Origin of the sequence: Dyella sp. EPa41 (assembly GCF_016586165.1) — a bacterium.
Classification (GTDB): Bacteria; Pseudomonadota; Gammaproteobacteria; order Xanthomonadales; family Rhodanobacteraceae; genus Dyella.
Genome location: NZ_BCPR01000034.1, coordinates 18,563 through 33,899, shown reverse-complemented (window position 1 = coordinate 33,899; position 15,337 = coordinate 18,563). Strand labels below are relative to the sequence as shown.

General features: G+C 66.6%; 14 protein-coding genes and 1 tRNA gene. 3 read left to right on the top strand and 12 right to left on the bottom strand.

Features of this window, described 5'->3' with window-relative positions; translation table 11 throughout:
* Positions 1-2: 2 nt before the first annotated feature.
* Positions 3-731: a UDP-2,3-diacylglucosamine diphosphatase gene (locus tag JMF82_RS12380; protein WP_201314870.1), complete on the top strand. Its 729-nt coding sequence runs from the start codon at positions 3-5 to the stop codon at positions 729-731.
* 18 nt (positions 732-749) lie between these two features.
* Here JMF82_RS12380 and JMF82_RS12375 read toward each other — a convergent pair whose 3' ends face one another.
* The 11 genes from JMF82_RS12375 to JMF82_RS12325 form a co-directional block, all read right to left on the bottom strand.
* Positions 750-1,577, bottom strand: coding sequence for a class I SAM-dependent methyltransferase (locus tag JMF82_RS12375; protein WP_201314869.1), 828 nt, complete (start codon positions 1,575-1,577; stop codon positions 750-752).
* Between the two features lie 313 nt (positions 1,578-1,890).
* Positions 1,891-1,983: transfer RNA gene (locus JMF82_RS12370), tRNA-Ser, on the bottom strand.
* Positions 1,984-2,057: 74 nt separating this feature from the next.
* Positions 2,058-2,258: a carbon storage regulator CsrA gene (gene csrA / locus JMF82_RS12365; RefSeq protein WP_038616369.1), complete on the bottom strand. Its 201-nt coding sequence runs from the start codon at positions 2,256-2,258 to the stop codon at positions 2,058-2,060.
* 260 nt (positions 2,259-2,518) lie between these two features.
* The gene (gene alaS, locus JMF82_RS12360) at positions 2,519-5,155 is read right to left on the bottom strand and encodes an alanine--tRNA ligase (protein ID WP_201314868.1); all 2,637 of its coding nucleotides are present in this window, start codon (positions 5,153-5,155) and stop codon (positions 2,519-2,521) included.
* A gap of 83 nt (positions 5,156-5,238) precedes the next feature.
* Positions 5,239-5,730: a regulatory protein RecX gene (locus tag JMF82_RS12355; RefSeq protein ID WP_201314867.1), complete on the bottom strand. Its 492-nt coding sequence runs from the start codon at positions 5,728-5,730 to the stop codon at positions 5,239-5,241.
* A 3-nt stretch (positions 5,731-5,733) separates the two neighbouring features.
* Positions 5,734-5,889, bottom strand: coding sequence for a hypothetical protein (locus JMF82_RS12350; RefSeq protein WP_201314866.1), 156 nt, complete (start codon positions 5,887-5,889; stop codon positions 5,734-5,736).
* Positions 5,890-5,896: 7 nt separating this feature from the next.
* A complete protein-coding gene (locus JMF82_RS12345; protein WP_201314865.1) occupies positions 5,897-6,454 on the bottom strand; it encodes a sulfur transferase domain-containing protein in 558 nt (185 codons plus the stop codon).
* Between the two features lie 19 nt (positions 6,455-6,473).
* Entirely contained in the window at positions 6,474-7,505 is a 1,032-nt protein-coding gene (gene recA, locus JMF82_RS12340; protein ID WP_201314864.1) for a recombinase RecA, read from the bottom strand.
* A gap of 289 nt (positions 7,506-7,794) precedes the next feature.
* On the bottom strand, positions 7,795-8,301 hold the full coding sequence (locus JMF82_RS12335; RefSeq protein ID WP_201314863.1) for a CinA family protein: 507 nt from the start codon (positions 8,299-8,301) through the stop codon (positions 7,795-7,797).
* 90 nt (positions 8,302-8,391) lie between these two features.
* A complete protein-coding gene (locus JMF82_RS12330; protein WP_236585447.1) occupies positions 8,392-9,537 on the bottom strand; it encodes a membrane dipeptidase in 1,146 nt (381 codons plus the stop codon).
* Positions 9,524-10,921: an amidohydrolase family protein gene (locus JMF82_RS12325; RefSeq protein WP_236585446.1), complete on the bottom strand. Its 1,398-nt coding sequence runs from the start codon at positions 10,919-10,921 to the stop codon at positions 9,524-9,526. The genes JMF82_RS12330 and JMF82_RS12325 overlap by 14 nt, the downstream gene beginning before the upstream one ends.
* A gap of 145 nt (positions 10,922-11,066) precedes the next feature.
* Between JMF82_RS12325 and mutS the strand changes: the two genes are divergently transcribed.
* Positions 11,067-13,694 carry a DNA mismatch repair protein MutS gene (gene mutS / locus JMF82_RS12320; RefSeq protein ID WP_236585445.1) on the top strand — a complete coding sequence of 876 codons (2,628 nt, stop codon included), beginning with the start codon at positions 11,067-11,069 and terminating at the stop codon, positions 13,692-13,694.
* A 211-nt stretch (positions 13,695-13,905) separates the two neighbouring features.
* A complete protein-coding gene (gene xth, locus JMF82_RS12315) occupies positions 13,906-14,751 on the top strand; it encodes an exodeoxyribonuclease III (RefSeq protein ID WP_201314862.1) in 846 nt (281 codons plus the stop codon).
* Here xth and JMF82_RS12310 read toward each other — a convergent pair whose 3' ends face one another.
* Positions 14,752-15,003: a hypothetical protein gene (locus JMF82_RS12310; RefSeq protein WP_111983749.1), complete on the bottom strand. Its 252-nt coding sequence runs from the start codon at positions 15,001-15,003 to the stop codon at positions 14,752-14,754.
* Positions 15,004-15,337: the final 334 nt, after the last annotated feature.

Sequence of the window (15,337 nt, the reverse complement as noted above, 5' to 3'; positions counted from 1 at the left end):
CCGTGGCCACGCTGTTCATCGCCGACCTGCACCTGGACGACAGCCGTCCGCGGATCACCCAGCTGTTCGAGAAGTTCCTCGCCAGCGACGAAGTGCGATCGGCCGATGCGCTCTACATCCTCGGCGACCTCGTCGAAGCATGGATCGGCGATGACGATGACGCCGAACTGCCGGGGCGGATCGCACTGGCCACCAGGGCGCTGCGCGACGCCGGCGTGCCGGTGTATTTCATGGTCGGCAACCGCGACTTCCTGCTCGGCAAGGAGTTCGCCGGACGCGCGGGCTTCACCCTGCTCGATGATGGCGCCGTGCACGACCTTTACGGCCGCCCCACCCTGCTGATGCATGGTGACGTGCTATGCACCGACGACCTCGCCTACCAGGCCGTGCGCAAGCAGGTGCGCACTCCCGAATGGATGGCACAGATCCTTGCCATGCCGCTGGAGGCGCGACGCGCGTTCGCCGCGAAGGCGCGCGAGGACAGCCGCGCGCACACCGGCAGCACCATGGAAACCATCATGGACGTCAATGCCGATGCCGTCGCCGGCACCATGCGCAACGCGGGCGTGACGCGACTGATCCATGGCCACACCCATCGACCCGCCATCCACCGTTTCGATTTGGACGGCTATCCGGCCGAACGCATCGTGCTGGGCGACTGGTACGAGCACGGCTCGGTGTTGAGCATCACGCCCGAAGGCGCCGAACTGCGCGGCCTGGCCCTGTCCTGAGCGGAACCCGCCGCGGTGCTAGGGCGATCCGGTCACCAGCGTGAAGGTGTGGATGAAATGGAAGTCAGGGCGACGCAGCGCGTACGCCGGATGCCGCGGGTCGCATAACCGTTCGAGCTGCGCGTAGTCCTCGTCGGCCAGATAGGGCCGCAAGCGCTCGCCCCAGGTCTGGCGGAAGATCGCTTCCTGCAGGTAGGCCTCCGTGGCCGCATCGACCGGCGAAACGCGCTCGATCGCGATCGTCCGTGGCTGGACGTTTCCGAGGCCCGCCTCGCGCATGAGCCCGACGAGCGCGCGCACGGCGGTGAGATCGCGCTCGTCCAAGCCATAACGATCGCGGTAGTACTGCCGCACGGCCTCGTTCACCAGGCGCTCCAGCCGCAGATCCCACGCGAAGTACATGTCGGGAAGGAACGAACTCTGCCCCAGGGCGATGCGCCCACCCGGGCGCAGCAAGGCGGACATGCCGCGAAGGGCATCGACGGCGTCGCGCAGATGGTTGATGGTATTCGCGCACCAGATGAAATCGAAGCTGCCCGCATGCAATGGCAGGCGCGTGAGATCCGCCTGCACCAGGCCACGAGGAGTGCGCTGCGATGCGGTGGCTGCGATGTGCGGCGCGGAAAGGTCCACGCCGACGGCCATGCCGTCGGGCCCGACGATATTCGCCAGCCGCCCCAGCGTTTCGCCCGTGCCGCAGCCGGCATCGAGCACTGCCATGCCGGGCCTCAATCCCGCCGCGGTCATGAGCGAGTGCAGGTCGGGACCGGCGAATGCGTTGAACTGCCGCAGCTTGCGCGCATAGTCGCGCTGGGGATGATCGCCCAGAGGTCCAGCAGATGTCATGTCGCCTCCGCACGGCAGAATCGCATCGCCATCATCGCGGCATGCGGCTGTTCTGGACAACATGGCGGCGTGCAAGATCGCTTCTCCGCCATATGCAAAACACGCCCCGTTCGGGGCTTGGTTGAACGACTCGGCTGCGTGACGCGAGGGATTGTTTGGCCCATCCATGGGCTTCACCCCTCCGCGCTTGCGCGCTCCGGGGCCAGCCTTCGGTTGTCCAGATTTGTTCCCTGCAAATGGGTCGAACGGAGGCTTAGTCCACACCTCTCTCCGCCAGATACGCAAAAAGCCCGCGAGGGGCTTTTTGCGTATCTGGCGGAGAGAGAGGGATTCGAACCCTCGATAAGGCTTTTGACCCTATACTCCCTTAGCAGGGGAGCCCCTTCGGCCTCTCGGGCATCTCTCCGAATTTTGTCCGCATCACTGCGGAGCCGGTAAGGATACTAACCGGCGCGCTCTAGGTAAAGCTTTTATCGCCTGTCAGTGTTCGCCAGTTTCGCCGGAAGCATCCGGCTCGTGCTCGTTCTTGATCCGCTGATAGATCTCTTCACGATGCACCGCGACGTTCTTGGGGGCATTGATGCCAATGCGCACCTGGTTGCCCTTCACGCCCAGAACGGTAACGGTCACCTCGTCACCGATCATCAAGGTTTCACCGACCCTGCGGGTCAGAATCAACATGTTTGCCACTCCATGAATACTTTGGTCATAGGCCAACAGACGGCTCCGCCTCACCCCTGAGCTTTCACCGTCTGGACAGTTCGACGATCGTACCGCCGAAGGCCCTACCGCCTTCCCGGTTCACAGACTCGGCATCCCCTGTGATGCCATGTCGGCCGACACCGTCGCAACCAGCGGTGTCGACTGTGTTTGATACTAGCCGAGCGTCCGCGGGCTGCGCAATGCGTAAACGGGAACGGAGTCTGAGCGATAGCCCCGCTTCAGGAAGTCAGCCGTTCGCCAATCCAGCCGGCCAGACCGTTCAGGATGCGTGGCAAGTCAGCGCTGTCGTTGCCACCGCCCTGGGCCATGTCCGGGCGACCGCCACCCTTGCCGTCGATCTGGCTGGCCACGTGGGACACGACGTCGCCGGCCTTGATGCGGCCAAGCGCCTTGCCGCTCACGCCGGCCACCAGCGACACGCGCCCGTCGGCGGCGCCTGCGAGGAGGATCACGCCGTCGGACAGCTGCTGCTTGAGCTGGTCCATGCTGTCGCGCAAGGCCTTGGCGTCCAGGCCTTCCAGGCGCGCGGCGATGACCTTGATGCCGTCGATGTCCCGCGCCGTGGAAGCAAGGTCGGCCGTCGCCGAACCCGCCGCCTTGGAACGCAACGACTCCAGTTCGCGCTCCAGCTTCTTCTGCTTGTCGAAGAGCTGGCGCAGTTTCTCCACGGCATCGTCACCCGATGACGACAGCAGCTGGGCGAACTCGCCCAGGCGGCGCTCCTCGTCGGCCACGTAGGCCAGCGCGCCGGCACCCGTCACAGCCTCGATACGGCGCACGCCGGAGGCCACGCCGGCCTCGCCGACGATCTTGAACAGGCCGATGTCGCCCGTGCGGCCCACGTGGGTGCCACCGCACAGTTCGGTGGAGAAATCGCCCATCTTCAGCACGCGCACTTCATCGCCGTACTTCTCGCCGAACAAGGCCATGGCGCCGAAATCGATGGCTTCGTTGTAACCCATGTGATGCACTTCGGCGGCGTCGTTGCGACGCACCTCGGCGTTCACCAGCGTTTCGATCTCGCGCAGTTCGTCCGCGCTCATCGGCTTGAAATGCGAGAAGTCGAAACGCAGTCGCTCCGGCGCGACCAGCGAACCCTTCTGCGTGACATGCTCGCCCAGCACCTTGCGCAACGCGGCGTGCAGCAGGTGCGTCGCGGAATGGTTGAGCACGATGGCCTGGCGACGCGTGCCGTCGACATTCGCATCGATCGCGTCGCCCACGCGCAGGGCCTGCCTGCCGCTCCAGCGACCGGCATGTCCGAAAAACACGCCGCCCATCTTGAGCGTATCGCCTACGGCAAATGTGCCCGACGCGTTCATCAGCGTACCGGTATCGCCTACCTGTCCGCCGGATTCGGCGTAGAACGGCGTGCGATCCAGAATGACAAGGCCGTCGTCACCCTCTTCCAGCGCATCGAACTGCTTGCCGCCACGCACGATGCCGACGACCTTGCTGCCCTGGCTGGTCAGCGCGTCGTAACCGAGGAAGACCGTGGGCGACAACTGGCTGGCCAGCTCGGCCGGCATCTGGCCCTTGGCTTCGAACTTGCCGCCTTCGCGGCTGCGCTCCTGCTGTTCCTTCATGGACTGCTCGAAGCCGTCCATGTCCACCGTGAGGCCACGCTCGCGCGCGATGTCGGCGGTGAGGTCGATCGGGAAGCCATAGGTGTCGTAGAGGCGGAACGCGTCCGCGCCAGGAATCGTGCCGTTCGCCTTGGCGGCGACGGCATCGAACAGGCGCATGCCGTTTTCCAGCGTTTCGCCGAAGCGGCGCTCCTCGGTGCGCAGCGCGTCTTCGACGAAGCCCTGCTTCTGGGCGAGCTCGGGATAGGCCTCGCCCATTTCCTCGACCAGCGGCTGCACCATCTTCCAGAAGAAGTCGCCGCGCACGCCGAGCATCCAGCCGTGGCGCAAGGCGCGACGGATGATGCGGCGGAGCACATAGCCACGGCCTTCATTGGACGGCAGCACGCCATCGACGATGAGGAACGAGCAGGCGCGGATGTGATCGGCGATCACGCGCAGCGACTTGTTGGCGAGATCGCCGGTGCTCGTGAGCTCCGAGGCGACCTTGATCAGGTGCTGGAACAGGTCGATCTCGTAGTTGGAGTGCACGTGCTGCAGCACGGCGGCCAGGCGCTCCAGGCCCATGCCGGTATCCACGCACGGCGCGGGCAGCGGCGACAGCGTGCCGTCAGGCGCGCGGTCGAACTGCATGAACACGAGGTTCCAGATTTCGATGTAACGGTCGCCGTCCTCTTCCGGCGAACCCGGCGGACCGCCCGCGATGCCCGGGCCGTGGTCGTAGAAGATCTCGGTGCACGGACCGCACGGGCCGGTGTCGGCCATCTGCCAGAAATTGTCCGAAGCGAACGGCGCGCCCTTGTTGTCGCCGATGCGCACGATGCGTTCGGCCGGCACGCCCACCTGCTTGTTCCAGAGGTCGTAGGCCTCGTCATCGGTGTGATAGACGGTGACCCACAGCTTGTCCTTGGGCAGCTTGAGGACGTCGGTGAGCAGCTCCCACGCGTACGCGATGGCGTCGCGCTTGAAGTAGTCGCCGAACGACCAGTTGCCCAGCATCTCGAAGAAGGTGTGGTGACGGGCCGTGTAGCCCACCGAATCCAGGTCGTTGTGCTTGCCGCCAGCGCGCAGGCAGCGCTGCACGTCGGCCGCGCGCACGTACGGCAGCTTCTCGCTGCCCAGGAACACGTTCTTGAACTGCACCATGCCCGAGTTGGTGAACAGCAGCGTGGGATCGCTGGCCGGCACCAGGGAGCTGGACGGCACGATGGTGTGCCCTTTCGAACGGAAATAGTCGAGGAAGGTCGAGCGGATTTCGGCAGTTTTCATGCGGCTGGGGAGGACCTGGCGGAGAGGTCACGCCCGGGAAACGGCGCCGAAACGGCGCTTACCCACCCCAGCGACCGGGGAGGTCAGGCATCATCGTCGGCTGCGTCGTCCACGTCGGCGTGGGTAACACTCCGTACTGTGGCGGCGGGAAAGCCCCGACGCAAGAGAAATTGCGCCCGGCGGGCCTTTTCTTCGCGATCTGGCGCCGATCCGGTGCCAAAACGCCGCCTGAGCTGGGCCAGGGCGCTGGCGTCCCAGTCCACCTCGGCCTGGTCAAGCACGGCACGGATCTTCGCGTCCGACAAGCCGTGGCTCTTCAGCTCGGCGCGCACCCGCATCGGGCCGTAACCTTGGGAAACCCGGCTGCGCACCAGCATCTCGGCGAAGCGGTCATCGTCCTGGTAGTGCTGCTCGCCCAGGCGATCGAGCGCCGTGCCGGCCTCTTCGCCTTCATAGCCCTTCTGCCGAAGCTTGAGCTTCAGCTCGCGGCGGGAGTGCTCGCGCCGCGCAAGCATGCCCAGGGCCTTGTCGTAGGCACTGGGTTTGTCGGTCTTGTCGTCGCGGTCGCGCGCCATGGCCTAGCAACGGAAATCGATCAGGCCGAAGCAAAGGGCGCCGAACAAGCCGAGGATGGCACCCAGTACCAGCCCCACGGCGGCAACGATGACCTTGAGGGCCACCTTCCAGCCCGATGCACGGGATGCCTGCTGCGCTTGGGTGGTGTAGCTATCCATGGCGGGTTCAACCTGGCGTTGGACGCGCCGCGATGCGGGCGTGGATGTCAGGGCCGAGGTCATCCACCGGCTGGCCAGCGGCAAGCACGGCCCGCTTGATGGCTTCGGCATCGAGGCCGCCGGCTCGCGACGCCTCGGCCAGCGCCCAGGTGCGGGCGGCACGGCGGCCGCTGCGGCAGTAGAGCAGCAGCGGCCTGGGCTGGGACGCCAGCGCCTTCTGCAAGGCGCTTACCGCCTGGTCGGGAATGACGCCGTGCGGCACCGGGGCATAGCTGAAGGCGAGCCCTGCGCGGGCCGCGGCATCCGCCATGTCGCTGGAGGAAGGCTGTCCCGCCACCTCGCCGTCCGGACGCAGGTCCACCACGGCGGCGAAACGGTCCTGCTGCAACAAAGGCAGCTGGGCCGGGCCGATCTGTTCGGAAACCCAGACCCCGTCGGCCAACAGCTTCATCGGCACGGCCCGCGGAAGCGGAGGATGGGCAAAGCGTTGGTACGCCGCCCACCCCATGACGGCGGTGGCGCCCGCCAGGACCGCGATGAAGAAGCTTCCCTTCAGTCCCGGCATGGCGCCTCCGATGCGTCGATCAGGCCTCTTCCGTTTCCACCGCCGGCAGCGGCGAGGAGCCATTGCTGACCAGCAGGCGGGTGCGCAGCTCGGCGTCGATCTCGTTGGCGATGGCCGGGTTGTCGCGCAGGAACTGGCGCACGTTTTCCTTGCCCTGGCCGATGCGGTCGCCCTTGTAGCTGTACCACGCGCCGGACTTGTCGATCAGGTTCTGCGCGACGCCCAGCTCGATGATCTCGCCCTCGCGCGAGGAACCCTCGCCGTAGAGAATCTCGAACTCGGCCTGGCGGAACGGCGGCGCGACCTTGTTCTTGACCACCTTGACGCGGGTTTCCGAACCGATGACTTCCTCGCCCTTCTTCACCGCGCCGATGCGACGGATGTCCAGGCGCACCGAGGCATAGAACTTCAGCGCGTTGCCGCCGGTGGTGGTTTCGGGGCTGCCGAACATCACGCCGATCTTCATGCGGATCTGGTTGATGAAGATCACCAGGCAGTTGGACTTCTTGATGTTGGCGGTGAGCTTGCGCAGCGCCTGGCTCATCAGGCGGGCATGCAGGCCGACGTGGGAGTCGCCCATCTCGCCCTCGATTTCGGCCTTGGGCGTGAGCGCGGCGACCGAGTCGACCACCACCACGTCCACGGCGCCCGAGCGCACCAGCATGTCGGCGATTTCCAGCGCCTGTTCGCCGGTGTCCGGCTGCGAGACCAGCAGGTCGTCCACGTTGACGCCCAGCTTGGCGGCGTAGGTGGGATCGAGCGCGTGCTCGGCGTCCACGAAGGCCGCGGTGCCGCCGTTCTTCTGGCAGTTGGCGATGACCTGCAGGGTCAGCGTGGTCTTGCCGGAGGATTCCGGACCGTAGATTTCCACCACGCGGCCGCGCGGCAGGCCGCCGACGCCCAGCGCGATATCCAGGCCCAGCGAGCCGGTGGAGACGGTATCGATGGCGTCGTCGGTGCGATCGCCCAGGCGCATGACGGCACCCTTGCCAAACTGCTTTTCGATCTGGCCGAGGGCCGAGGTGAGCGCCTTGCGCTTGTTGTCATCCATCGTCTTGAATCCTGGGTGGCAGTGAATGAAGGGCATGATGCCCGCGTCTGGTCTCACGGGCTGCGATCTGTGGCTGAGAGCCTGTTCCTTATCTCGGCATGGCTCGCGTCGACTTCCAGACCGGGGCTGTTTGCCCGCGGGCCGGCGTCGTCACTCGGTATGCATCGGCACGCACGCCCGCGTTCTTCCATGGCCTGCGGGCAAACAGCCCCGGCGCGGGCCACGCCGAGATAGGAAACAGGCTCAAGTATCCCATACCGGTCAAGCCGGTCTGGAAAGGCAACCGGAATCAGTCCGTCAGCGCCTTGATGACGCCCTTGAGGGCCGCCGCCACGGTCTGCCGGCGCACGGCCTCGCGGTCGCCGTCGAAGTGGAACAGCTGCGCATGGGCGTAGCCGCCGCGGCGCTTCCAGCCGATCCATACGGTGCCGACGGGCTTCTCGGCGGTGCCGCCGCTCGGCCCGGCGATGCCGGTCACCGCGACCGCCATGCCCGCGCCGAAGCGTGCCAGCGCACCCGAGACCATTTCCAGCGCCGTCTCCTCGCTCACGGCGCCCGTGCGTTCCAGCGTGCGCGGGTTGACGCCAAGCAGTGCTTCCTTGGCTTCGTAGCTGTAGGTCACCACGCCCGCGTCGAACCAGGCGGAGCTGCCCGGCAGATCGGTGAGCGTCTTGGCGGTCCACCCGCCCGTGCACGATTCGGCGGTGACCAGCATCAGGCGCTGGCGCAGCGCATAGGCTGCGATCTGCTCGGCCAGCTCCTTGAGCTCGGCATCGGTGGGGACAGACAACGTCATGGCATTTCCCGGGGACGGCACAAGCCGCTCCTTCTACCCTGCCGGGGCCATCCCGCCAAGAGCCGCGCGCCCATGTACCGCATGAAGCCTTCAGCTTCCCCAGACGGTTTCCGCGTAACGAAGGAAGTTCAGGCCGAGGATTTTCTCGATTCGCCCGGATGAATAGCCCTTCTGGTCCAGCCGTTGCGCCAGCTTGTGGAATTGCTGCGGGCCACGCAGGTCGACCACGAACGGATAGGTGTCCGGACGCTCGCCTGCAGCACTGATGCCCGCCGCCTTGCGCGCGGCAATCTCTTTCGCCAATGCGGCCTGGTAGACCTTGAGATCGTCGATCTGGCTCACCGAGCCGTCCGTGCCGATGCCTACGTGGTCCTCGCCGCAGATATTCACCGCATGGTCGATGTGGGTGACGACGTCTTCCGCCCTGGCATGCCCGGAAACATTGAGGAACGGCATGAAATAGATGCCGATGAAGCCGCCCCGCTCCGCCACCAGCCGCAGCTCGGCGTCGGTCTTGTTGCGCGGCAGGTCGGTGACCGCGCGGCAGCCGGTGTGGTTGATCGAGATGGGCGCGGTGGAAACGCGCGCGGCTTCCAGGCAGGTGCGCTCGCCGCTGTGCGAAAGATCGACCATCACGCGGCGCTCGTTGAGCCTTGCGATCACGTCGCGACCGAATGGCGTAAGCCCACGGTTTTCCGGCGCCATCGAGCCATCGCCCAACGGGTTGGCCGGGTTGTAGGTGAGCTGGAACACGCGCACGCCCAGGTTGGCGAAGATGTCCACGCGCGTGGCGTCCTTGCCCATCATGGCGCCGTTCTGGAAACCGTAGATCAGCCCGATCTTTTTCTCCGCCTTGGCGCGCCGGATGTCGCCCGCCGTCAGCACCTTCAACAGGTCGCGCTCGTGGGCGCGTACCCGCGCATCGGTGGCGGCGATGTCGCGCACGCTGGCTTCGAACGGATCGTCGGGGCCGGACACGTAGCCGAGCGTGATGTTCACCGCCGTCAGGCCGGACGCGTGGGCCTCGGACAGGACACGCGGCGAGAACTCGGGCACCGGGCTGCCGCCGGAATCGCGGTTCGGGTCGTCGAGGCCGCCGAGTGCATTGATGATGATCCCCGCATCCGCCGCACTGGCAACCGGCAGCGGCACGCCGCGCGCCTCCCACGGCAACATGGCCGCCGCGGCCGTCCAGGTCAGGCCGGTGAGGAATTTCCGCCGATCATTCGTCGTCATCGCCCATCTCTTCCTTCGTCACCGGTCGATATTCGGCACGCGGGTACGCATGCCCGCGCTTCACCGTCATGCGGATGCTGCGGAGATTGCCGATGTCCTTCACGGGATCGGCCGAGAGCACGGCGAAGTTCGCCAGCTTGCCCGCGGCGATCGAACCCATGTCCCGCGCCTGCCCGGCGGCCTGCGCGCCGATCAGCGTGGCCGAGCGGATCACCTGCAGTGGCGGCATGCCTACGTCATGCGCGAGGAAGAACATCTCGTCGTACACGGGCGGCCATGCGTTCTTGACACCGCCGTCGTCGTCGGTGCCGGTCGAAATCGGCACGCCGGCCCGCCACGCCTGGCGCACGAGCCGCGTGGTGGTCGGCCCGGTGCAGCGCAGTGGCTTGCGATCGGGATATGTCTTGCGCCCGGCGTCGTAGCGCACGAACAGGCTGCCGGTCGCATCGAGGATCGTGCCGTGCTCGAGCATGTCGCGATAAAGACCCGCGATGACCGGATCGTCGCCGGTCTTCGCCAGCAGTTCGTCGTGGAACGGCGTGTGGTCCTCGTAGGACTTCAGCATCACCGGTTCCAGCTGATAGGCGAGATAGCACGCATGGCTGACCACATCGACGCCGGCGCCGATGACATCGGCGGGCCGCGTCGGAAACACCGCGCCATGTGCCCACACCATGATGTGCTGCCGATGCGCTTCAGCGGTGATCGCCGCCACCCGATCCGGCGGCAGGTCCGCATAGACCTTGATTGCCGTGGCCGAGGTGCCACGCGCCAGCGTCACCGCCTCGCGCAGGTCGGTGTCCTCGTCGATCGCCTGCATCCATGGACTCTTGCCCGGCGCCACGCCATAGCTGGCCGCTGCCACGCGCGGGTCGGCGAAAAACCCGGGGCCGGCCATCACCGCCGCGTAGTAGATGTCCGGCGACGGCATCTCGTTCGCCCGCGCCTCGCGCGCCAGCTCACCGATCGAGCGAAGATCGTCCGCCATGTCGCGCACGGCCGTGACGCCCGCATAGAGATTGCGCCGGAGCAGTGCCCGCGCGCGCTTCGCATCCGGCGGCGTGGCCAGATGCACGTGGCTGTCGATCAGGCCGGGAATCACGTAGCTGCCCTGAAGATCGACCGTGCGCACGCCGGCCTCCGTCGAGCCGGCCAGCGAACCGTGCGGCCCCAGCGCCACGATCCGCTCGCCGCGCACCAGGATGTCCTGGTTGGCCATCGGCAACGCACCGGTACCGTCGATGATCGTGACGCCGGCATAGAGCGTCACAGGTTCGGCAGCGGGTGACCGGGACGCCTCGCTCCCAGCGAAGGCGACGGAAGCAAACAGCGCCAGGATCAGCGCCACCGCCTTGCGGGAGACAGATCGAGAAGGACTATGCATGGCGGCTGATCCTACCCAGCGGATTCCGGGCGCCACAAGGGCAGCGACCGCCAGTCAATTGGGTTATCTTGGCGGGCCTTTTCGAACGGCGCATCGCGCCGCCCCGCCACGGCGCACGCCACCGTCAGGCCAGGTAAAGCAGGTTATGGTTGCCCAGGATTTCGAGACCCACACCCCACTCATGCGCCAGTACCTGGGCGCGAAGGCCGAGCACCCGGACGTGCTGCTGTTCTTCCGCATGGGCGACTTCTACGAGCTGTTCTATGACGACGCGCGCAAGGCGGCGCGCTTGCTGGACATCACATTGACCCAGCGCGGCCAGTCCGCGGGGCAGCCGATTCCGATGGCCGGCGTGCCCTATCACGCGGTGGAGAACTATCTGGCGCGCCTGGTGCGCCTGGGCGAATCGGTGGCGATCTGCGAGCAGATCGGCGATCCGGCGCTCGCCAAGGGCCCGGTCGAACGCAAGGTGGTGCGCATCGTCACGCCGGGCACGGTGACCGATGCCGCCCTGCTGGAGGAGCGTCGCGACAACCTGCTGATGGCGATCAGCGCGGGCGCGCATGGCGCCTATGGCCTGGCCTGGGTCGACCTGGCCAGTGGCCGCTTCCTGCTCAGCGAAGTGCCGAGCGCCGAAGCGCTGGCTTCCGAACTCGCGCGACTGCAGCCGGCCGAGACGCTGGTCGGCGAAGATGTCGCCTGGCCAAAGTTCGTCAGCTCCCTGCCCGGCCTGCGCAAGCGTCCACCGTGGCACTTCGATGGCGACGCGGCACGACGCGAGCTCAATCGCTTCTTCGGCACGCGCGACCTCGGCGGCTTCGGCGTGGACCGCATGCCGCTGGCGATCGCCGCGGCCGGCTGCCTGCTCGGCTACGTGGAAGAAACGCAGAAGAGCGCGCTGCCGCACCTGTCCGGCATGGCCGTGGAGAGCGCCGGCGAGACCATCGCCCTCGATGCCGCCACGCGTCGCAACCTCGAGCTCGATACCCACCCCAGCGGCCGCACCGAACACACCCTGCTCGGCGTGCTGGACGAGTCGGTGACGCCGATGGGCGCGCGCCTGCTGCGCCGCTGGCTCAACCGCCCGCTGCGCTCGCGCGAGCTGCTGCGCAGCCGCCATCAGGCCATCGGCGCGCTGATCGACAACCGCCAGTACGAACCGCTGCGCGAACAGTTGCGTGGCATCGGCGACCTGGAGCGCATCCTCGCGCGCGTGGCGTTGCGCTCGGCGCGCCCGCGCGACCTGTCCACGCTGCGCGATGGCCTTGCCGCGGCGCCGAACCTTGCCAGCGCGCTCTTTCCCGAGCGCGAAGACCCAGAAGCGGCCACCCATGGCCGCACGCTTCAAAAAGAGCGCAACCCGCTGCTCGCCGGGCTGGTGGAGCGCATCGGCGACCACGCCGGCACGGCCGCCCTGCTCGCCCGCGCCGTGGTGCCGCAACCGCCGGTGCTGCAGCGCGATGGCGGCGTCATCGCCGATGGCTACGATGCGGAACTGGATGAACTGCGCCGCCTCGCCACCAACGCCGACCAATACCTGGTCGAGCTGGAAGAACGCGAGAAGGCTGCCAGCGGCATTGCCACGCTCAAGGTCGGCTACAACCGCGTGCACGGCTACTACATCGAGATCAGCAAGGGCCAGGCCGACAAGGCGCCGACGCACTACACGCGTCGCCAGACCACCAAGAACGCCGAGCGCTACATCACCGAGGAACTGAAGACCTTCGAGGACAAGGTGCTCTCGGCGAAGGAGCGCTCGCTGATGCGCGAGCGGGCCCTGTATGAGGCGCTGCTCGACACGCTGATCACCGAGCTGGAACCGCTGAAGAACGCCGGCGCGGCCATGGCCGAACTCGACGTGCTCGCCACCCTGGCCGAGCGCGCCTCGACGCTCGACTGGAGCGCACCCGAACTCACCGACGAACCCGGCATAGCGATCGAACGCGGCCGCCACCCGGTGGTGGAAAAGGTGCGCGACGAGCCGTTCGAGCCGAACGACCTCGCACTCGACGACAACCGGCGCATGCTGGTGATCACCGGCCCGAACATGGGCGGCAAGTCCACCTATATGCGCCAGAACGCGCTGATCGTGCTGCTCGCCCATATCGGCAGCTACGTGCCGGCCTCGCGTGCGGTGATCGGCCCGATCGACCGCATCTTCACGCGCATCGGTGCCGGCGACGATCTCTCGCGCGGCCAGTCCACCTTCATGGTGGAGATGAGCGAAACGGCCAACATCCTGCACAACGCCACCGAACACAGCCTGGTGCTGATGGACGAAGTGGGCCGTGGCACCAGCACGTACGACGGCCTGGCGCTGGCGCGCGCGGCGGCCGTGCACCTGGCGGCGAGCAGCCGTTCGTACACGCTGTTCGCCACGCATTACTTCGAACTCACCGAGCTGGCCAACGAATATCCGTCCATCGCCAACGTGCACCTGGACGCCGTGGAGTACGGCGAGCAACTGGTGTTCATGCATGCGGTGAAGGAGGGCCCGGCCAACCGCAGCTTCGGCCTGCAGGTGGCGGCGCTGGCCGGTCTGCCGAAGTCGGTGATCGCCGATGCACGGCGCACGCTCGCCGAACTCGAACGCGGCATGCATCAGCAAGCCTCGGCGGCCGGCAGCAGGAGCGCGCCGGACGACTCGCCGCAAATGGGCCTGTTCGCTGCGCAACCGTCCGTGGTGGAGCGCGCGCTGGAAAACATCGACCCCGATGCGATGTCGCCCCGCGAAGCGCTCGAAGCGCTCTATCGCCTGAAGGCACTCGCCTAAGCAACACGGCGATGCGGCATGCACGCCGCGTCACCGGAGAGCGCTTGTTGGCGCTTTGCTGACGTTCCGTCCACCCGCCTTGCGCGGTCCGCGCCGTAGTGTGCGCGCAGGCGAGTGCCGGAGCAAACCCATGCAGACGCGACTTATCGGGCAAAGCGGCGCGCGAACCTGGCTGGTCAAGCTCGCGCCGCGGTGACGCCCGCGCTTTCCAATGACGCTGACGCTCGCCACCTTCAACATCAACGGCATCCGCGCCCGCCTGCCGAACCTGCTGGCGTGGCTGGAGCGCGAAGCGCCGGATATCGCCTGCCTGCAGGAGTTGAAGGCCAACGACGAGGCCTTTCCCATCGAAGCGATCCGCGAAGCCGGCTACGAGGCGGTGTGGCACGGCCAGCGTGCGTGGAACGGCGTGGCCATCCTGAGCAAGGGCGAGGCACCGCATGAGCGACGCCGCGGCCTGCCAGGTGGCGCCGAAGACACGCACAGCCGCTACCTCGAAGCGGAGGCACATGGCTTGATCGTCGGCTGCCTGTATCTGCCCAACGGAAATCCGCAGCCCGGACCAAAGTTCGACTACAAGCTTGCCTGGTTTGATCGCCTCAACCGCTACGCGAAACGGCTGATCAAAAGCGACGAGCCGGTCGTGCTTGCCGGCGACTTCAACGTGGTGCCGACCGACGAAGACATCTACAACCCTGCGTCGTGGCGCCACGATGCACTGCTGCAGCCGGAGACCCGCGAACGCTATCGCAAACTGCTGGCACAAGGCTGGACCGATGCGTTGCGTGCGTGCTTCCCGGAGGAGCGCATTTACACGTTCTGGGATTACTTCCGGCAGCACTGGCCACGCAACGCGGGGTTGCGCATCGATCACCTGCTGCTGTCACGCGTACTTGCCGAAAGGATGACGGATGCAGGCGTCGATCGCTGGGTGCGCGGCGAAAGCAAGGCAAGCGACCACGCACCGGCCTGGGTGCAGCTACGCGAAGAAGCAGGCAGCAAGCCACGCACGGCAACGCGCAGAACATCGACGCGCCGCCGCACCAAGGCAAGGTGATCAGTGCGGATATTCCGACTTGCGCGCCCTGCCGATCGCCTCCAGCACGGGGCGCGACAGATGATCGAGATCCAGCATGACCTTGCCTGCATGCACGGCGCGCACGCCGCTGGCGGGTATCAGGAAGTCGCCCGAGTTTTCGATGTAGACAATGACCGCGTTCTCTTCCGGCAACAGACGCCGCACGGCACCGACACCGTCCTCGCCATCAGCGACGAACACCAGCGAACCTTCTTCGATTGACTCGGCCATGACCGGCCTCCACGCGCCATTCACTGCGGTAAATCGTCGATAAGGTGCCGTCGGGCCAGCGTGAAGCGGGCGTCGCAAACGTTCATGTCGCGTCGTCACACCGTCATCACCGGGCGCAGGGCGAACTTGCCGGGCTGAGCCATGGGCCGGCCACGACTCATAGCCGCCGTCTATGGAAAGCATCGAAACAATCAAATTCCACCCCGGCGACGGCCTGCGTACATTCAATCGCAGGCCAGCCGTCGCCAGCCATCCCCTGTTGCGAGGAACCGCAGTCATGGGAAGCCCCAACACCACTCCCGCCTTCACCGTCCCGGGCGGCGCCGCAAGGTTC